The following is an 18,478-nucleotide window of genomic DNA, read 5'->3' on the forward strand; positions in this document are numbered from 1 at the left end:
GTAATACGGGGACTAATTGTTCAATCACATGAGCGTAGGTAAGCCAGTAAAAAGTATTTTGATTTCGCAGCCGGCTCCTTCAGATGCCGCCTCACCATATGTCAGACTTGCAGAGAAGTGGAATCTGAAGATCGACTTTCGGAAATTCATCCAGGTTGAGGGAGTCTCGTTGAACGAGTTTCGTAAACAAGGCCTTCATCCGTTGGATTTCACTGCTGTTATATTCACGAGTAAAGTAGCTGTGGATCATTATTTCAGGCTGCTGAATGAGATGCGAGTGGAAATGCCACCCGAGACAAAATATTTTTGTGTTACTGATGCTACGTCGAAGTATCTTCAGAAGTATATTGTTATTCGCAAGCGGAAGTTATTTGTCGGGGAAAGAACCCTTACAGACCTGCTTCCATTCATCAACAAACACAAGGGAGACAAATATTTTTATCCCAGCAGCAATGTTCATAAGAGCGAGTTGCTGACGATCATGCAGGATAAGGGGATCAACGTTACGGAATCCATTATCTATCGCACCGTGGACAGTGATCTTTCAGATTTGGAGAACATTTTCTACGATATGATCTGCTTTTTTTCTCCCGCCGGTATCAAATCATTATTTAATAACTTCCCCGGCTTTCAGCAGAATGATACACGCATTGCCGTGTTCGGATCAGGAACAGCAGAGGAAGCATTAAAATCAGGACTTCGTATTGATGTAGAAGCGCCTAAGCCCAATCTTCCTTCAATGACAGCAGCGATTGAAAAATATTTGCGAGATATTGGTCAGGAGATGTAACTTTTTCCTGTATCGTGTATTATGGGTGTAGAAATTGCGGAGGAGATTGCTGAATTGACAGGGCGGAAGGGTGTTTTTTTGGTATATTTGTGGAAAATGGTCATATTTATTCGAATTACCTTGTTTTCCTTTATTGTGGATCTGTCATGAGAAAACTTTTATCCGCCATTGTATTAACCGTGTGTATGAGTATGACTGCTTCAGCGCAGGTGTATTTTCAGAACACAATGTACGGTTTCAACCAGTTCGCCTACAATCCGGCAGCAGCAGGCTTTAGCCAGTTGGGAATGGACAAAGGCTTGAACCTCACGCTTTTAGGACGCCAGCAATGGCTGGGTATTGCAGGTGCACCCCGGTTGTCAACGATGACACTAAACGCGCCCGCTGACAACCTTGGAGGAGGTATTGGCGCTACATTGGTCGTAGACCAATTGGGCCCTTTGACTTCAACCGGTATGGATTTTGCCTATGCATTTCACTTGCTGGGTAGAGGTGATGACGAAGGATTGCGGCTTTCTATCGGAGTTTCCGGAGGATTTCGCCAGACTTCACTCAATGGTGACTGGATTTACGACGTCAGTAATGGTACTGACCCGGTTCTTTCAAATGGGAAAACGAGTGCCCTCGTTCCTTCACTTAATGCAGGCCTTTACCTGACCAATGCTGATGGCAGATTTTTTGCCGGACTTTCGGGACAAAATCTTCTGGAACCTTCCATCGAAGGATTGTTGCTCGACAGCAGGGGAGAAGTCTCGACCATACCAAGGAGCTTTTTCCTGATTGGTGGTTACCGGTTTGATATTGGAACAGAAACCGGCAAATCAACGCTTACACCAACGATTATGGCTCGTACAGACGGTCTTTTTCCGCCTCAGGTAGATGTGAATTTGTACTGGAATTATAAACCCGTAGTATTTGGTGCAGGTTACAGGTTCTTTAATGATTCATTTTCCGCCATGATGGGGGTAAATATTTCAGACCGTACATTCGTTGCATATTCATACGACTATACTATGAATGCCCTGAATGCCGTTGGAGATGTAAACACACATGAAATTATTATATCCTATACTTTCCCCGGTTCAGAAGGAAAAGAGTCTAAGAAAGTGGATATTTTGGACAACCCTGATAAACTTTGATACATAATTGATGGGAAAGCGGTAGGGTATTTGCAAGTATCAGTGTTAAAAAATGTGATGAATTACTTTTAAATAATTCAATATTCTTTTTAAAATAGCGTAATTAATAGCAAATGGATGAATCTCAGCGACAAGAGTTAAAGATTCCCCAAATATTAATCACCACAGAATCGTCTTTTCAACTGTAAATCGTACTTATTGAAATTCGCGCAGATATGAAAAAAGTATTTTTCCTGCTTACCGTCCTGGCAATGACTGCCTACGGATGCGGCTTGTTCGGCGGAAAAGGCACTGGCCATCATGGTGAGCTGACCGGCGTAATGGACAGACCAGATTGGGACCAGTACCAGCCGATGGGCATGGTGTATATACCGCCCGGTAGCTTCCATATGGGTCAAAACGATCAGGACGTTCCCTACTCTCAGATCGCTCTCAACCGGCAGATAACCATCAGTGCCTACTTCATGGATGAAACTGAAATTACCAATAACCAATATCGGCAGTTTCTGTATGGTCCTACTTCGAATGAAACCTCTTTCCAGCAAAATGGTGCTCTTGACACTATCGACCCGCTGTATGCAGAAATCATTATCCCTGATACAACTGTATGGATCAGAGATTTTGTTTACTCCTACAATGAGCCACTGATGGAAAACTATTTCTGGCATCCTGCCTTTGACAACTATCCTGTAGTTGGTGTCAACTGGTATGCTGCTGCGGAGTTTTGTAAATGGCGTACCGCACACCTCAATCAGTATCGTGAAGAGAAAGAACTGGCTCCTATGCCCCGGTTCCGCCTTCCTACCGAAGCTGAATGGGAATACGGTTCTCGTGGTGGCTATGAGCATAAATTGTACCCATGGGAAGGTCCTTACCTGAGAAACTCAAAAGGATGTTTCCTGGCCAACTTTAAGCCTGGTCGTGGTGACTATATCGCTGACAATTTTGAATATACTGCTCCAGTTGACTCGTACTTCCCCAATGACTACGGTCTCTATAACATGCCCGGGAACGTAGCCGAATGGTGTCAGGACGACTTTGAAGAAACCGGTTATTCGTATGCCCACGATCTTAACCCGGTGTATTACGATCCAAAGTATAAAGAAACAGACCGTGAACCAGGTGGTGCAAAAATCCGGAAGGTACATCGTGGCGGATCATGGAAGGATATTGGTTATTTCCTTTCAAATGGTTCCCGTACCTACGAATATGCTGATACCGCAAAATCTTTCATCGGTTTCCGTTGTGTGGTTACCGTAATAGGAAGATCTGGTGCCGTCGGTCGGTTCTAGTTCATCAAAATATTTATTCTTAACGAATAAGAAAATACAGGGTGTTGTCTGAAAAATGACTACAGGCAATCCCTGTAATGTCTGAAATACTTTGGACATTACTATCAGGCAACTAAAAGTTAAATTTAAGGAAAGTTTAAAATGGCAAAGAAAAAAGGTTTTCTGAAATCCCGGGTAGGTAAAAACGTAATGAACTTTGTTTACGGCGCGGGTGCTGCAGTTGTAATTGTCGGAGCTCTTTACAAAATATTGCACCTTGAAGGAGCAAATGAAATGTTGATTGTGGGTATGGTCACAGAAGCTGTGGTGTTCCTTATCTCCGCATTTGATCCTCCTGCTGATGATTACGAATGGGAAAGGGTTTACCCAATCCTCGCTGAACCTACCTATGAAGCTCCAATGGTAGAGTCTCTTACTCCTGAAATGGCAAGACTCGATAGCAGTGTTCTGAGCGAACTCTCTGATACACTCGTAGGACTTAATACAAACGTGGGCAAACTCTCTAGTGTTACTGATGCAGCCGGTGCTACCAATGAGTACGCTGTGAAAATCAGAGAAGCGTCTTCCAAAATCGACAGCCTGAATCAAAGCTACTCCGTAGCGGTAACTTCAATGTCTGGTTTCGCCAACGCTGCTACTGATGCACAAGCTTACCATGAGCAGGTTCAGTCAATCACCAAAAACCTGACCTCTCTCAATTCGATCTACGAACTGGAACTCCAGGATGCAAAAACTCACCTGAAATCTCTCAACCAGTTTTATGGTGCAATGACCGAAGCAATGTCTTCTATGGCTGAAGCCAGCAAAGACGCCGCTCAATACAAAGATGGCATGGCTGAACTGAACCGTAATCTCCAGAAACTCAACAACGTTTACGGTAACATGCTCTCAGCTATGGCCGGTGGTGCCAGATAATGGTTCATCTGTTCGATTTTAGTGTTTAACTTAAAAAGAAAGAAGAAAAATGGCATCAGGTAAAATGTCTCCACGTCAGAAAATGATCAACATGATGTATCTCGTGTTGCTCGCTCTTCTGGCTATTAATATCAGTGCGGAGATTCTCAATGCTTTTGAGAATATCCGAAACAAACTGAACAAGTCCGCCCAAAACGCGCTCTCCAACTCCGACGCTTTCATCACCAGTATGAAAGAAGAAATCAAGGAGGAAATCGCGAATGAAGGTAAACGCTCTAATGAAGGTCTGCTTGATACGCTGGACCAAATCAAAGGAAGAACTGCTCAATTAATTGGTTTACTCGAAAATCATATTTCCAAAATGACTGAGATCGCAGGTGTAAATCCTGAAACTGGTCAACTTGAGAAAAAAGATGAAACAGAGAAAAATGAGCAATATTGGCTGGGAGTGGGAAAAGAGCAGGAAGCCAATGATGGTCGCGGTAATGCTGAAGCATTCAAGCTGCATCAGGAAATGGATAGCTACATTAAATACCTTGTAGATATCTATAACGGTCAGCTGAAAGATCCTAAAGCAACCCGCCAAAAACTGGAAGAGGAGTATATGACGCAAGACCCCGAGGCGACTGCAACGCTTGACAAAGAAGCTAAAAATTGGGAGCGTTTTACATTCGAAGGTCCGGTTATTGCCAATATGGCTACCCTTGAAGCAATGAAACTTGATGTGTACGAAAAAGAGAAAATCCTTCTCGATCTTTTGAATACACGTCTGGGGGTTGCAACCTTTAAAGCGGATAAAGTTGTCGCTATCAATGCGCCTACCGCAACAATCGTCCCCGCAGGTCTTCAGTTTGAAACAAAACTGTTTGTGGCAATGTCCTCCAGCCAGTTACTGCCAAAGTTTGGAAGCTCCTCTGGTTCTATCAAACAAGAACCCGGTGCAAGTGTGGCTACTCTGACTATCCCCGCCAGTGGTGGTGTTATCCCCGCCGGCAAAAGTGAAGGCGTACAGAGCTATACTGCTTCCATCCAGGTGCCTAAGGCTACCGGTGGTTTCGAAACCTTAAGCGTGGAAGGCAAATTCACTGTCCGTAAACCTGAAATTGTAATTACCTCTGCTGCCGTACAAAACCTGTACAGAAACTGTGGTAATGACGTAAATATCGATGTACCTGCCCTCGGCGACCAGTACTCTCCAAAAATTGATGCTAGTCAGGCTACCGTAATACCTAGCCAGAAGACGCCTAAAAAATTCCGGATTGTACCTACTGGTAGTTCCTGTAAAGTTACTGTTAACAGTGTCACCGGTGGCAAAACCATTAAAGTTGGAGATGTTGATTACAAAGTAATTAACCCACCAAGACCGGGTATCAACATGGCTGTAAATGGAAAACCTTACAATGGCTCCACAATGGTTCCTAAAACGAGCCGGATAGCCCTGAGAATTGAACCTGATGACGATTTCAGATCAGCACTGCCTGAAGATGCTCAATATGGTATCACCAGTGTCGATGTACTCGCTCAGTTGTCTCTCGGACCTCCAACCCAGGTAAACCAGGTTAACTGTGCTGGTCAGGATGCTACCAAATCAATTGAAGTGGCACTCGGTACCCGTGTACGTGAAGCAAGACCAGGCACCAAAGTTTATGTCCGGATCAATGAAATCTACCGGGTGAACTTTCAGAAAAAGCGCGTTCCAGAAAGATTCAATGAAATTGAAAGAACTCTGTCTCTTGTTGTTCAATAACATCTCTTTAATATGAAAAAATACGTTCTTGTCAGCGTTATCTTTACCCTGTGCTTCGTTGATGCGTTTGCACAATTCCCTTCCCGCAAGGATGATCACTTCTGGCGGAGAAAGGTCGTGAACCGGATTGATCTGAATGAGAAGATAAACGCTCCTCTGATCAAGCGCGAAAGCCCTTTCTATACAGATAACTCCCAGTACACTGAAAAAGAAGGTCTGATCATGACGCTTTTCAACGGGCTAAAGCAAGGTAAATTCGTTGCGTACCACCCTGATAGTCTGACGAAACCTCTGAGCTATGAAGATATTTTGAAGCGTATTGATGAGTTTGAAGGTAGCCTGGATGCCGGCGGCGATTTTGATGAGCCTGATACTGGCTTTGGTGATGGCACCGAAGGAGGTGGGTTTGATGATTTCGGCGGCGAATCCGGTGGCGATGAATGGGGTTTTGGTGACGACGAAGCAGGCGGCGGTGAATTTGGTGAAGACTTTGACGATATGGGAGGTGCTGCTGATGCCGGTGGCGGTGGTTATATGGGTGATTTTGATCCCGCTCCTTTCGAAAACGTTATCCACTTTGTCGAAGACCGTATTTTTGACAAGACTCGTTCTGATATGGTGTATGATATTCAATTCGTTGAAATTATCTGGACCGATCCGGGCGAAACCCTTCCTGAAAAGAAACTATGTACATTCGCCTACAATGATATTCTGGAAACGCTGGATAATGCTCAATGGAAAAACCGCTTCAATGACGCAGAGTACAAAACCATGCGCGAAGTGTTTGAGCTCCGGTTATTCCACAGCTATATCATCAACGTTTCCGGCGAAGGTATCCGTACCCTGCAGGAAGCTGAAGACAGAAGACAAAAACTGGTGGAATTTGAACACCACCTCTGGAGCTACTAATCAGTACTCCATAATAAAAAAAAGCGTCTCTCAAAAAGGGACGCTTTTTTCGTTTTATATCTCGCCCTTTTCGATGGCGTCAGAAATCAGCTTTGCGCGGTGTTTACCAAGCTTCTCTTCCAGCTCTTCGCGTGAGGCATTTTTTAGTTTTCTTACCGATTTAAATATCTGTATAATTTCCTTTTCCGCCTGCTCCCCTATTCCCTTAATACTGGTAAGTGATGAACGCTGATTGGCGGCTTTACTCCGTTTATCCCGGTGAAAGGTGATGGCAAATCTGTGTGCTTCATTGCGTAGCTGTTGGATCAAATGAAGGGCGGGACTTTTTTTGTCGATATGAAGGGGAAAGCTATCTCCTACGCGGTAAATCTCTTCCAGTCTTTTGGCGATGCCAATCATCGGCACTTTATGTAAAAGACCGAGATTTTCCAGGGCTGTGGCCGCACTGCTTAGTTGGCCCTTGCCTCCGTCAATGAGGATAAGTTTGGGTAATACCTCACCCTCGTCGAGAATCCTTCGATATCGCCGTGTCACAATTTCCTCCATAGAGGCAAAATCGTTGGGCCCTTCAACGGTTTTGATATTAAAGTGCCGGTAGTCTTTTTTCGAAGGTTTGCCATCCTTAAAAACTACAACGGATGCCACCGGAGAACTACCCTGAATGTTGGAGTTATCAAAACATTCGATATGATCGGGAAGAACCTTCATCCGCAACTCTTTCTGCAACTCTTCCATCATTTTTTCGCCAGGCGTTTTCTTCTGTTTGAAATTCTGATTGTACAGTTTTTCTATTAACAGCGTCTTGCAGTTTTTGAGAGACAGCTCTGCCAGATGTTTTTTATCTCCCTTTTGCGGTACTGTATTGGTAAGACCATCGGGAAGCGCCTCCATATCCAGTGGAATATTTGTCACAATTTCGGGAAATAGTTCTTCCTCTTCACTCAACAGGTAATTGAGCGAAGACATAAGAATTTCGCCGTCTTCCTCCTGATTGACCCGTTTGATTTCCCAGGCATGGGTCTGAACGATGGCGCCATTTTGCACTTTAAAATGATTGACAACGGAGAGGTGTTGTTCTGTATCAATAGTCAGCACTTCCAGGTCATTGATTTTTTCGGAGACAACCGTGCTTTTAGACTGGTAGTTTCGGATTTTTTCCAGTCGGTTTTTTAGGAATTCAGCTTTTTCAAATTCGTAATTTTCTGCCGCTGCCAACATTTTTGCTTCCAGATTCTGCAGTACGGGCGCAAGTTTCCCTCTGAGAATATTTTTGATCTGATCAATTCCTTCCATATACTCAGCCTCCTGTATTAATCCTTCACAGGGACCTGCACAGTTTCCGATCTGGTATTCAAGGCACACCTTAAATTTCCCTGCACGTATATTTTCAGCGGTAAGGTTGAAATTACAGGTTCGGAGTTTGATAAACCCGCGGATCAGTTCCAGCAATGTTTTCATTGTGCCCACATTGGGATATGGGCCAAAGTAGGTTGAACCATCACTGATTTTTGTCCGGGTAGAAAAAACTCTGGGAAACCGCTCTTTTTTTATACAGATGTACGGGTAAGTTTTTCCATCTTTAAGGAGAATGTTGTACCTGGGCTGGTGGTTTTTTATCAGGTTATTTTCGAGCAATAATGCCTCAGCCTCACTATCTGTAACCGTATATGCAAGATCGTCGATATTCCTGACAAGGTGCTGGATGCGATACGTGTGTTGCCGGGATGAGGCAAAATAGCTACTTACCCGCTTGCGCAAATCTTTAGCTTTACCTATATAAATGATTTTCCCCTTCTTATTCAGAAAGCGGTAAACGCCAGGTGCGTCTGGCAAGCTCCGCACTTTGTCCAATACATCCTGTAACGTGCTCATCCTCAATCAAAACTGTCCAGATCGTCAGAACTTACCCGCAGCGTTTCCCTGGCACCTCTTGTCAAAATCTGAGGTTGGTCGCCACATGCGAAGTTCACATCAAATCCCGCCGGGCGCAGAAAACGATCTTGCGGCAATCCAATTTCAGGATCCTCATATAGTTTTTGCATATATAAAGCCCATATCGGCAAAGCCATACTTGCTCCCTGCCCCAGATCAATGGTTCTGAACCTGACTCTTCGGTCCGCACATCCCACCCACACACCAGAGACAAGGTTGGGGGTTATGCCTACAAACCATCCGTCGGCATGGTTTTGAGTGGTACCGGTTTTTGCTCCCATTTCATTGCGAAATTTATACATATACCGGAGCCTGCTGGCTGTACCGCCGGGCTCATCTACCACACCTTTGAGCAATTCGACCATCATAAAAGCAGATTTTTCGCTCAGGGCTTGTACCGGGGTCGGCTGAAATTCGGCGAGTATATTTCCCTTATTGTCTTCAATTCGCGAGATAAAATGCGGATCCAGCCGACGCCCCCGGTTGACAAACGTGCCATATGCACCGGTAAGTTCCAGCACAGAAAGATCCGTTGTTCCAAGACAAAGAGAGGGTACTGGATCCAAAGGAGTCTGAATCCCCATTCGTTGGGCGTATTTGGCTACTACGGTCGGGGTGATCTGCTTGATCAGCCTTGCGGTTACCAGATTGGTTGAAGTAGCGAGTGCCGTGCGAAGGGTCATAAGCCCACCAATTTTTCCATCTGAGTTTTTGGGAACCCACCGGGTACCATTTCCATCAGTATTTTCAAAAACTACGGGCTGATTTAGCTCAAGGTCGCAGGGGGTACGGTTGCCGTAATCTATCGCAGCAGCATAGACAAAAGGTTTGAAAGTGGAGCCCACCTGACGTTTCCCCTGACCGACATGGTCATATTTAAAGTATTCAAAATCAATTCCACCGACCCACGCCTTAATTTCACCATTGATGGGGTTAATGGATACAACCCCTGTTTCCAGAAATTGTGAATAGTATTTGATCGAGTCTAAGGGAGAAAGTACAGTATCAATATCGCCATTCCAGCTAAAAATCCGCATCTTTATGGGTTTGGCGAATTCCTCATTAATCTCAGATTCTGATTTTCCAGCCTTTTTTGCTTTCAGATATCTTTCAGATTGCCTGGTAAGATCTGTAAGAATAGCCGGTTCTTCTTTATAGGCTTCGCGCCCCTTGAGGTGTTTGTCAAAGGTTTTTTGGAGTTTCGTCAAATGTTCTCTTACAGCAGCTTCTGCATGCATCTGCATCCGGGAGTCAAGTGTCGTATATACTTTTAGCCCATCTGCATAAGGGTTGTAGAAAGAGCCGTCTGGTTTTGGATTGTTCTGACACCATTCTTTCAGAAAACTCCGTACATGCTGGCGAAAATAAGGCGCTGTACCTTGTACATGATCGCGCCCCTGGGCAGCAGTGACGATTGGTAAATTTTTGAGGCTGTCGATATTGATGGAATCCTTATTAAGGAATCCGTATTTGACCATCTGATTAATGACGACATTTCTTCTGGAAAGTACGGTATCTGGTTTTCTGATTGGATCAAATACACCCTGACCTTTAAGCATGCCAACGATAACGGCCGATTCTTCGATACTCAGGCTTTTGGATTTTTTACCGAACAGGCGCTGGGCCGCCATTTCAACTCCATAGGCATTGCCGTAAATATTTACGGTATTGAGGTAGCCCTCAATAATCTCCTGCTTGGTGTAATTTTTTTCCAGTAAGGCAGAGACAATTACTTCTTTGATTTTGCGGGTGACAGTTCTTTCCTGACTTACTGCGTTAAAAAGATTGCGGGAAAGCTGCATGGTAATCGTACTTCCCCCGCTGGTTGTACCTGTCAGATTTCTCTTCAGCAGTGCTGGAATAGACCAGTAATCGACACCGGAATGTTCATAAAACCGGGCGTCTTCTGTAGCGACGAGTGCGTCAATGACATAGGGGGAAATATCGTTGAGTTTTACATTTACCCTGTTTTCCGTGACATAAAAATTGTCGAGGATCATCCCATCAGCAGCAATAACCTGTGTGGAGAGGCTGGATTTGGGGTTTTCTATTTCAGTAAGCGCCGGAAGGTCCTGTGCGGAATAACCAATGAATCCGAATAAAGCGACAGTACCAAGGAAAACCATGCCCAGGAAAAAATATCTGGGGATTTTATAGGAGATTTTTTTTTTCGGGGGAAGGAACTGTTCAGCAACGGATTCCTGTTTTTTCAGTTCACTGGTAACAGAAGGAGTACTCATGAGCCAGGGATCAAATAGTTTGTCCCTGAAAGATAGCGAAAATTTTGAATTTATTTGTTCAGAATATTTTCGTAGTACTGGATATAGTCCTCCATTCTTTTCTGGCCGTAGGCTACTTTGAAGTTTGTATGGGAGATATAGAAGATTTTTTCATCTCCGCTGGAAATAATCGTTTTGGAAGCATTGTCTGCCAGGAAATCCTGAATGTATTTTTTTGCATCCTCAACAGTTTTGAAGCTGCTGATATAAGGAAGAAGATGCGTTTGTTGATATAAGAATGTAAAGACTTTCAGCCCCATTGCATCATAGTGGACTTTGTTGAAGTCGGCAATTTGTGTATTTGCGTCAGTCTTTGACACCTTGTTTTTATCAACAAAAATCAGGACAAAGATTTTGTCGGTAGGTTTGATTTTATCTGTAAAACCTTTGAACGCCTCATTGGAGGGGTCTGCAGATTCGGTCAGGGAAGCTCCGCTGACAGTTTCGCCCTTACTTGTAGCGGGGACACCCGTTTTGAGGTAGTTGAGGGTTTTTTGGGCCAGTGGCGCAACTTCTGATTGAGGGTAAGTAGTTACAAGATAGGTGAGGGTTTTTGCCAGACTATCTTTTTGTCCCAGATATCCATAGGACATTCCTTTTATATAATAGAGTTTGGCAAAATCGATTTCCGGGTTACTGTGAAACTGTTCGTTTGTAAGTAAGAAGTCGCTGAAGCCGATGGACGTTTCAAATTGACGGGTGGAATAGGCATTAAATAGGCCGTCATAGGCAAATGCATAATCCAGAATATCCCTTTTCAGTTCCCGGGGATCTTTATTCAGAATGAGATAGGCATAGACGGTCTCCGGATGTTCGTTGAGAATATAATTTTTATGAACTTCTGATATTGGACTTCGCTTTAGATTGTAGAGACCGTAGAGAGAATAACGGGCCCGGAGGGTATATTCGGAGTTTTCGTAGCGATCCAGCAATGTTTCAAGAGTTTTGATGGCTGAATCATTTTCGTTGAGTTTTTGTGCGTACAACTGTCCCAGATTGTACATAGCTTCTTCGATCTTCGCATTGGCGACAGCTATCCCTTCCTCATCTTTGGGAATATCTTTATAGTATTTGTATTTGTCTCCATATTGTTTGAGCAGTGTGCTGTCCACCTCTACAGGCTGTTTGTCTGCACCGGCATCAGGATCACCAGCCATAGAGATATTGGACATTTTCTTACTTCTACGCCAGTTGTCTTCATTGATACGTTTGCCCCATACCTGTTCAAACTGGAGCTTACCACTGGATACTGCGGCAGGGTTGTCAAAATACCAGACACCGCCCTGACTTTGTTTGGCCCGGTTGCCCTGATCCTGAAATTGTTGAAGTGCCGGATTATAGAAATTGTTATTGGGCGAATTCATTTCTTTCAGCATTCGCTCCTGCTCTTCTTCCTGTTTGCGTTTTTCTTCAGCTACGAGGCGGTTGATGAGGGCATCGAGGGTGTCAGCGGGAAGCGTGGACAGCCAAAGCATACTGTCCTGATAAGAGATGGTATTTTTATAATTGATGTAATCTTTGAGGGTAGCTGCGAGGGTGGTGATTTCTTTATATTCGGGAGCTTTAGGGGTGATGGCCGTAGCAGCACTGTCGTAATAAGTTTGGGCCTGGGTATAGTTTTGAAAGTCAAAGAAGTAGATCTGGCCGATCTTAAAGTAAGAAAGGGCCTTTTGACGCTGATTGCTGAGGTTGGCGCGGATCGATTCCTTGAGATAGTCAATCGCACCCTTCAGATTTTCCTTTTTGATTTCAAGCAGAGCAAATTCGTAGTAAACCTGATCTCTGTATTCAAAGTTTTTTTCATCTTTCAGCAGTTTGGTGAGATATTTATTGACTTCATCATCGTCATCCTTACCCTTCTGAAACTCTACGTAAAGGCGGGCAATCTTTATTTTGGAAGAAAAAGTCAGGCTATAATCTGCGCTAAACTTTTCTACCAACATATAATTTTCGAGTGCTTTGGGATATTCTTTGGTTTCGGAAAATAATTGACCGAGCAGGAAATGAGCCCGTGCGCGGCGGAGGTTATCTTTGATATAGATGACATTTTCAGAAAGGATTTTTGCTGCTTTTTTATAATCCTTATCCTGAATGGCGAGGCGGGTACGGAAAAGAGAAAGGTCAGCCTCAAGATCTGCGTCAATATAGACCGTATCATTGTTGATAAGTTCCTTATCGAGAATTGTTTTGGTCATTTCCGAATTTTCCATCATATAATGGGTTTTAGCAATCCAGAAATGCACCTCCGGTACGAGGCGGGAGTCAGGGAAAGTTTCGAGGATATAATCGAAATTTTCCATGGCGAGGGTATAGTTTTGGCGGTAAAACCAACTTTTACCATTGAGCAGACGGCAGTCATCTATCCAGTCCCCGTTGGGGTGTTTGAACATGACAGCATCATTTTTTTTGATGATGGTTTCAAAATCAGAAACGAAACTTTTTATTTCATCCTCATTTCCATAATAAACAACCTCAATAAATCCCTGTTCAGGAAATTTGTATTGTTCTTCAAGTCGGGTTACTGTTTCTTTGAAAAGATAAGTGGCGTTGTAATACCCGTTAAAATAAGAAGTTGTATTATGGTATAACCGGGCGGTTACTGTATCTTTTTCTTTACTACAGGAAAACACAGCCAGCAGCAAGATTATTGGCAGAAATTTTGTAAATTTGCGAAATACGGAAGACACCGTCATGACTTGAGTTTATCAATGGTTAAGAAAAGTAAACTGGTCAAATATACTTAATTTCAGCCTCAAGCTAAGAGCATATGTTACGAAACTTTTACAGGCGGATTCAGGCGAGGCTCATGAAGCAATACAGGGTTGAGTTGATTGATGACATTACCCTTTCTCAATCAAAGCAGTTCCTGTTAAAACCTATAACGGTAGTATGGATTGCAGCGTTGCTGTTTATCCTGATTGTTGGTGGAACTGCTGCATTATTTATTTATACGCCAAGCTTTCATCAACTGATTCCCGGTTACAAAAATCCGGAAGAGTTTGCGGAAGAGCGGCAGGAAATGGCGACTCAGCTTGCGGAGATGGAGGATCAGATAGAGCGATGGACTACTTATGTAGCCAGTTTCAGAAAGCTGGCCGGGGTAGAGGGGGACTCTATACCGGTATTTAGCGAGGACAGACTGGATTCGATGCGAGTAGTCAGCGAGGAGGCGATGCATAAGCGGCAGGAAGAAGAAGCTTTGGAGGAGAGTGAGACGGTATTGCCGGCCGTAGAAAAAAGGGAAATAACGCCGGAAAAAGTGGTGGAAACAACCCATGAATCCAAGCCTAAAATTGTCTATGTATCGGATACGCAAAGCGGCAACGGCCATTCACGGCATTACCCGCTGATGCAGAATCTTTTTTCCCCGATTACAGGAGAAATTCGCAAATCTTTTGATGAATCAAGTGCGCATTATGGCGTAGATATTGTAGCAGAAGAAAATACGCTGATTCGCTCAGTTGCCGATGGATTTGTGATAATCTCAGAGTATTCGGACGACAATGGATGGGTGATCGGTGTTGCGAGTGCAGAAAATGTAGTTACATTCTATAAACACAACAGCAGATTGCTTAAAGACGCCGGAACTTATGTGTATGCCGGAGAGCCTATTGCAGTGATCGGGAATACGGGAGAAAATTCTACCGGCCCCCATCTTCATCTGGAATTGTGGCGGCAGGGCAGGCCCGTAGATCCTACCAACTACATCGAATTTAATTAATAACCAGCCAAAAGCATGTTTGGAAACAAAAACGAAAACAATCGTCCAAAAGTGAATCCCTCTAGCTCTAACCCCGAAGGAAGAAGAAATATCATCTCTGAAGGTACCGTCGTTGTTGGTAATATCAACGCAGAAGGTGACCTCCGTGTAGAAGGTAAAGTCATAGGTACCCTGGTTTGTAATTCTAAACTGGTGGTAAGTGGCACAGGTTATATCGAAGGTAGCGTTGACGCCCGGATTGCCACCGTAGAAGGTGAAATCAAAGGGAATGTCGTTACCCGCGAATTGTTGACCATTGATAAAACCGGAAAAATATTCGGTGATATCTTTACGCAGAAGCTGGTTGTTCAAATGGGTGCTATCTTCACCGGAAGCAGCAAAATGGCTGAAGCCGCAAAAGATAAACTCACCGAAACGCAACCCCGTGCAAAAGATTTGCTCGCCAAATCAAGCGCTCGTCCGGTTCAACAGCCTCAGCCAGTAGAAAAGATGGGCAAAGCCAGCTAACTTTGGCAAAAATCCATTGGCTTTCGGCTGAAGGAAGATCTAAGGCTTCATGAAAGACAAAAGATCACCCTATCAGGAATATCTAAGATATACAGGCCTGGGTTTTGAAATCCTGGCCTGCATTCTTTTATTTGTTGGAGCAGGTTATGGCCTGGATACATGGGCAGGAACAGAAAAACCCTGGTTTATGCTGGTTCTTTCCATTGCCGGGTGTGCCGCTGCCATTTTTCTTGCCATCCGAAAGTTTAAATAAATATTCCTCCTCGTCATCTCCCAAACAACGCCTGTGTCGATACCTGTTTTTATTGTAAGAGCTGCCCTGATTGCATTATTTTTAATGCTTACGGGTTATGTCATCACAATCCTTTGGCTTCCTCAAATAAGCCTGGGTGCTGTAATTTCCGGTATTCTGGTCAGTTTTCTTACAGGGGTTACCGCTTACAGTATTACTTTCACAGGCTTGCAAAAGACTACCGGCAAGTTTGTGACTTTTCTGATTTTGGGGATGATGGCGAAGATGTTGGTCGGGATTGTTCTGGTAATAATTATGGCGGTAGGATACCGGACAATGATCATAGAATACGTAACTTCTTATTTCCTTTCATATTTTATTTTGACTGCGTTTGAAGTTTATGGGTTAATGCGTAAATTGCGCGCCTAAATTGATATGACGGCTGTAAACGCAGAAAATATATGCTGATGATTGTACGTAAGTCTTTCATACTTACACTCTTATGCCTTGTCTCAAGCGTTTTTGTATTTGCTGACGACGGAAACGCGACAGAAGAGTTTGACGCTTCGGAAACGATTCTTCACCACGTCCTGGACACACACGACTGGCATATTACAGATATTCCTTCGGGAAAGGACGAACATGGGAAAACCCATTATATACCGGTAGCCCTCCATCTTCCATGGCTTTTCTATAGTAGCCGCGATGGGGTACAGTTTGTGGGCAGTACAGAAGGCCTGGCCGAAAAAGGTTATATGGCGCTGCATGATCACCTGTATCCGCTGAAAGCGGGCGTTACGCCGCCAGTGGACGCACACGGGCATGTGGATATGGACGAAAAAGCTTTTGAAGAGTGGGAAGTGGAAAATATAGATCATCATACGTCTGTATATGATTTTTCCATTACGAAAGCGAGCCTTCACATGATCATGGTGGGTATTGCAATGTTACTGGTTTTTAGTGCAGTTGCCCGTGGATATAAGAAAAATGCCGGAAAAGCCCCATCGGGTATCCAGTCGATGTTTGAGCCGATCATCGTGTTTATCCGCGATGAAGTGGCAAAACCTTATCTCCACGACAAGACATCCCGTTTTTTGCCATATCTGCTAAGCTTGTTTTTCTTTATCTGGTTTTCCAATCTTTTTGGTCTTACGCCCTTCAATTCGAATGTGATGGGTAATATTTCAGTTACAGCCGCACTTGCTGTGCTGACATTTTTGTTGATCAATTTTAACGGAACGAAAGATTACTGGGTACATATTTTTAATACCCCCGGCGTACCCTGGGTGCTGAAATTTGGTATCCCCTTGATGCCCATTGTGGAAATCATCGGCGTTTTTACCAAGCCATTTGCGCTAATGATTCGTCTTTTTGCCAACATTTCCGCGGGACACTTTATGGTGCTTTCCCTGGTATGTATGATTTTTATTTTGGGAAAAAATGGTGCCCAGCCCGGCGGAGCCTTTGGTATCATGCCGCTTTCTTTCGCATTTACAACCGCAATTTTTGTACTGGAAATGGTGGTAGCCATTATCCAGGCATACATATTTACTTTGTTGACCACGGTGTTTGTCGGAATGGCTCTGGAGTCTCACGATGACCACCATTGATTTTGTATTCAATAACCATATTTAAATAATTTCCTTATGGGAACTTTCGGAATTTTAGGCGCAGGTATCGGAGCAGGTTTAGCTGCTATCGGTGCAGGTATGGGAATCGGCCGCCTGGCGGCTTCTACGGTTGAGTCTATTGCTCGTCAACCTGAAGCTTCCGGCGATATCCGCGGAGCAATGATCCTTACAGCAGCTTTCATTGAAGGTGTTGCGCTGTTGGGTGAAGTTGTTTGTCTGCTGATTGTATTCCTTAACCCTCAGGGAGTCGCTTAAGGCAACATGCAGGAAGTCAGGGGAATGCCCTGACTTCTCTGCTACATTTCAGATTTAAGTTGATACATTAATATATACAGAGATGGCATTACTGACCCCCCAGTTGGGATTATTCGCCTGGACCCTGATCATATTCCTTGTTTTCTTTTTTCTGCTCAGGAAAATGGCATGGAAACCTATCCTCAATGCACTGAAAGAGCGTGAGGATACCATTGAAAACTCACTCCGGCAGGCAGAACAGGCTCGCCTGGAAATGCAGAAACTCACCTCCGACAATGAGGCTCTTCTGAAAGAAGCGCGTGCCGAACGCGATAAAATCATCAAGGAGGCCAATACGCTGCGCGATCAGATTGTCTCAGAGGCCCGCAAAGCGGCTGCCGAAGCGGAAGCCAAAGAGCGTGAAAAAACAAAGCAGCAGATTGAAGCAGAAAAACGCGCCGCCATTGCAGAAATTAAAGAAACATCCGCTGCAATTGCAGTTGAAGTAGCCGAGAAAATCCTGCGTAGGGCGTTTGATGACAAACCTGTACAGGAAGCTTATGCGCGTCAGTTGATCGGTGATTTGAAAGAAAATTAATTCCCATGGTTGAAGATCGGATTGGCTACAGATACGCAAACGCCGTATTTAAACTTGCGGAAGAGCGGAATATGATTCCTGCGGTAAAAGAAGACATGGCGCTTATTCTGGATATTCATACGAATAACAGAGACTTCGCCAACTTCCTGAAGACGCCCATCGTGTCTTCTCCTGCCAAAGAAAAAATCATCAAGAAAGTCTTTGCGGGAAGGCTGAAGACGGAAATCGTGGATCACCTGGTCCAGCTGATTACCAAAAAAGGCCGGGAAATGTATTTACCCGCTACAGCCTCTTCATTCCTTGCGATTTGCGATAAATATTATGGTGTTGTCAGAGGAAAACTCATCTCTGCTTCCGTCCTTGACAAGGCTACTGTAGCTGCGATCAAGGCAGAAGTGGAAAAAGAAACAGGCGGCACATTTGAAATGGAACAGGAAGTGGATCCTGCCCTTATCGGCGGATTTGTACTCAATATGGGTGACAACCTCTTCGACGGAAGTGTTGTTACGGCCCTAAGAAAGATAAAACAAGAATTTTCAAAGAATAACTAAC

General features: G+C 44.1%; 17 protein-coding genes. 14 read left to right on the forward strand and 3 right to left on the reverse strand.

What is annotated here, in order from left to right; all coding sequences use genetic code 11:
• Positions 1–28: 28 nt before the first annotated feature.
• The 6 genes from R3D00_02660 to R3D00_02685 all read left to right on the forward strand — a co-directional run bounded on the left by R3D00_02660 (position 29) and on the right by R3D00_02685 (position 6,792).
• On the forward strand, positions 29–790 hold the full coding sequence (locus tag R3D00_02660) for a uroporphyrinogen-III synthase (GenBank protein ID MEZ4772056.1): 762 nt from the start codon (positions 29–31) through the stop codon (positions 788–790).
• Positions 791–936: 146 nt separating this feature from the next.
• Complete coding sequence (locus R3D00_02665; GenBank protein MEZ4772057.1) at positions 937–1,929, forward strand: PorP/SprF family type IX secretion system membrane protein; 993 nt, start codon at positions 937–939, stop codon at positions 1,927–1,929.
• Positions 1,930–2,144: 215 nt separating this feature from the next.
• Positions 2,145–3,221 carry an SUMF1/EgtB/PvdO family nonheme iron enzyme gene (locus tag R3D00_02670; protein MEZ4772058.1) on the forward strand — a complete coding sequence of 359 codons (1,077 nt, stop codon included), beginning with the start codon at positions 2,145–2,147 and terminating at the stop codon, positions 3,219–3,221.
• Positions 3,222–3,362: 141 nt separating this feature from the next.
• Positions 3,363–4,136 (forward strand): gliding motility protein GldL, encoded by a 774-nt coding sequence (gldL, locus tag R3D00_02675; GenBank protein MEZ4772059.1) that lies wholly within the window; start codon positions 3,363–3,365, stop codon positions 4,134–4,136.
• Positions 4,137–4,185: 49 nt separating this feature from the next.
• The gene (locus tag R3D00_02680) at positions 4,186–5,883 is read left to right on the forward strand and encodes a GldM family protein (GenBank protein ID MEZ4772060.1); all 1,698 of its coding nucleotides are present in this window, start codon (positions 4,186–4,188) and stop codon (positions 5,881–5,883) included.
• A 12-nt stretch (positions 5,884–5,895) separates the two neighbouring features.
• Positions 5,896–6,792, forward strand: coding sequence for a hypothetical protein (locus tag R3D00_02685; protein MEZ4772061.1), 897 nt, complete (start codon positions 5,896–5,898; stop codon positions 6,790–6,792).
• Between the two features lie 54 nt (positions 6,793–6,846).
• On the opposite strand, the gene uvrC is transcribed toward R3D00_02685, so the two are convergent.
• From uvrC to R3D00_02700, 3 genes are read right to left on the reverse strand one after another with little or no spacing between them, the layout of a single operon-like run.
• On the reverse strand, positions 6,847–8,664 hold the full coding sequence (uvrC, locus tag R3D00_02690) for an excinuclease ABC subunit UvrC (protein MEZ4772062.1): 1,818 nt from the start codon (positions 8,662–8,664) through the stop codon (positions 6,847–6,849).
• Positions 8,665–8,666: 2 nt separating this feature from the next.
• Positions 8,667–10,964, reverse strand: coding sequence for a transglycosylase domain-containing protein (locus R3D00_02695; protein ID MEZ4772063.1), 2,298 nt, complete (start codon positions 10,962–10,964; stop codon positions 8,667–8,669).
• A gap of 50 nt (positions 10,965–11,014) precedes the next feature.
• Positions 11,015–13,696, reverse strand: a complete 2,682-nt coding sequence (locus R3D00_02700; GenBank protein ID MEZ4772064.1) for a tetratricopeptide repeat protein — start codon at positions 13,694–13,696, stop codon at positions 11,015–11,017.
• A 74-nt stretch (positions 13,697–13,770) separates the two neighbouring features.
• Here R3D00_02700 and R3D00_02705 point away from each other — a divergent pair, with 74 nt between their 5' ends.
• From R3D00_02705 to atpH, 8 genes are all read left to right on the forward strand, one after another.
• Positions 13,771–14,724: a M23 family metallopeptidase gene (locus tag R3D00_02705; protein ID MEZ4772065.1), complete on the forward strand. Its 954-nt coding sequence runs from the start codon at positions 13,771–13,773 to the stop codon at positions 14,722–14,724.
• Between the two features lie 15 nt (positions 14,725–14,739).
• Entirely contained in the window at positions 14,740–15,231 is a 492-nt protein-coding gene (locus tag R3D00_02710; protein ID MEZ4772066.1) for a polymer-forming cytoskeletal protein, read from the forward strand.
• 49 nt (positions 15,232–15,280) lie between these two features.
• Positions 15,281–15,484, forward strand: a complete 204-nt coding sequence (locus tag R3D00_02715; protein ID MEZ4772067.1) for an AtpZ/AtpI family protein — start codon at positions 15,281–15,283, stop codon at positions 15,482–15,484.
• Between the two features lie 33 nt (positions 15,485–15,517).
• Positions 15,518–15,892, forward strand: coding sequence for a hypothetical protein (locus R3D00_02720; GenBank protein ID MEZ4772068.1), 375 nt, complete (start codon positions 15,518–15,520; stop codon positions 15,890–15,892).
• Positions 15,893–15,930: 38 nt separating this feature from the next.
• Complete coding sequence (gene atpB / locus R3D00_02725) at positions 15,931–17,073, forward strand: F0F1 ATP synthase subunit A (GenBank protein ID MEZ4772069.1); 1,143 nt, start codon at positions 15,931–15,933, stop codon at positions 17,071–17,073.
• A 36-nt stretch (positions 17,074–17,109) separates the two neighbouring features.
• Positions 17,110–17,349, forward strand: a complete 240-nt coding sequence (atpE, locus tag R3D00_02730; GenBank protein ID MEZ4772070.1) for an ATP synthase F0 subunit C — start codon at positions 17,110–17,112, stop codon at positions 17,347–17,349.
• An 82-nt stretch (positions 17,350–17,431) separates the two neighbouring features.
• Positions 17,432–17,926, forward strand: a complete 495-nt coding sequence (atpF, locus tag R3D00_02735) for a F0F1 ATP synthase subunit B (protein ID MEZ4772071.1) — start codon at positions 17,432–17,434, stop codon at positions 17,924–17,926.
• A gap of 5 nt (positions 17,927–17,931) precedes the next feature.
• Complete coding sequence (gene atpH / locus R3D00_02740) at positions 17,932–18,477, forward strand: ATP synthase F1 subunit delta (protein ID MEZ4772072.1); 546 nt, start codon at positions 17,932–17,934, stop codon at positions 18,475–18,477.
• Position 18,478 lies beyond the last annotated feature (1 nt).

Source organism: Bacteroidia bacterium, from assembly GCA_041391665.1.
Taxonomy (GTDB): domain Bacteria; phylum Bacteroidota; class Bacteroidia; order J057; family J057; genus JAGQVA01.

Bases quoted from the DNA above. Each gene is read 5' to 3' on its own strand.
- R3D00_02660 (MEZ4772056.1), top strand. From the start codon at position 29: ATGAGCGTAGGTAAGCCAGTAAAAAGTATTTTGATTTCGCAGCCGGCT.
- R3D00_02665 (MEZ4772057.1), top strand. From the start codon at position 937: ATGAGAAAACTTTTATCCGCCATTGTATTAACCGTGTGTATGAGTATG.
- R3D00_02670 (MEZ4772058.1), top strand. From the start codon at position 2,145: ATGAAAAAAGTATTTTTCCTGCTTACCGTCCTGGCAATGACTGCCTAC.
- gldL (MEZ4772059.1), top strand. From the start codon at position 3,363: ATGGCAAAGAAAAAAGGTTTTCTGAAATCCCGGGTAGGTAAAAACGTA.
- R3D00_02680 (MEZ4772060.1), top strand. From the start codon at position 4,186: ATGGCATCAGGTAAAATGTCTCCACGTCAGAAAATGATCAACATGATG.
- R3D00_02685 (MEZ4772061.1), top strand. From the start codon at position 5,896: ATGAAAAAATACGTTCTTGTCAGCGTTATCTTTACCCTGTGCTTCGTT.
- uvrC (MEZ4772062.1), bottom strand. From the start codon at position 8,664: ATGAGCACGTTACAGGATGTATTGGACAAAGTGCGGAGCTTGCCAGAC.
- R3D00_02695 (MEZ4772063.1), bottom strand. From the start codon at position 10,964: ATGAGTACTCCTTCTGTTACCAGTGAACTGAAAAAACAGGAATCCGTT.
- R3D00_02700 (MEZ4772064.1), bottom strand. From the start codon at position 13,696: ATGACGGTGTCTTCCGTATTTCGCAAATTTACAAAATTTCTGCCAATA.
- R3D00_02705 (MEZ4772065.1), top strand. From the start codon at position 13,771: ATGTTACGAAACTTTTACAGGCGGATTCAGGCGAGGCTCATGAAGCAA.
- R3D00_02710 (MEZ4772066.1), top strand. From the start codon at position 14,740: ATGTTTGGAAACAAAAACGAAAACAATCGTCCAAAAGTGAATCCCTCT.
- R3D00_02715 (MEZ4772067.1), top strand. From the start codon at position 15,281: ATGAAAGACAAAAGATCACCCTATCAGGAATATCTAAGATATACAGGC.
- atpB (MEZ4772069.1), top strand. From the start codon at position 15,931: ATGATTGTACGTAAGTCTTTCATACTTACACTCTTATGCCTTGTCTCA.
- atpE (MEZ4772070.1), top strand. From the start codon at position 17,110: ATGGGAACTTTCGGAATTTTAGGCGCAGGTATCGGAGCAGGTTTAGCT.
- atpF (MEZ4772071.1), top strand. From the start codon at position 17,432: ATGGCATTACTGACCCCCCAGTTGGGATTATTCGCCTGGACCCTGATC.
- atpH (MEZ4772072.1), top strand. From the start codon at position 17,932: ATGGTTGAAGATCGGATTGGCTACAGATACGCAAACGCCGTATTTAAA.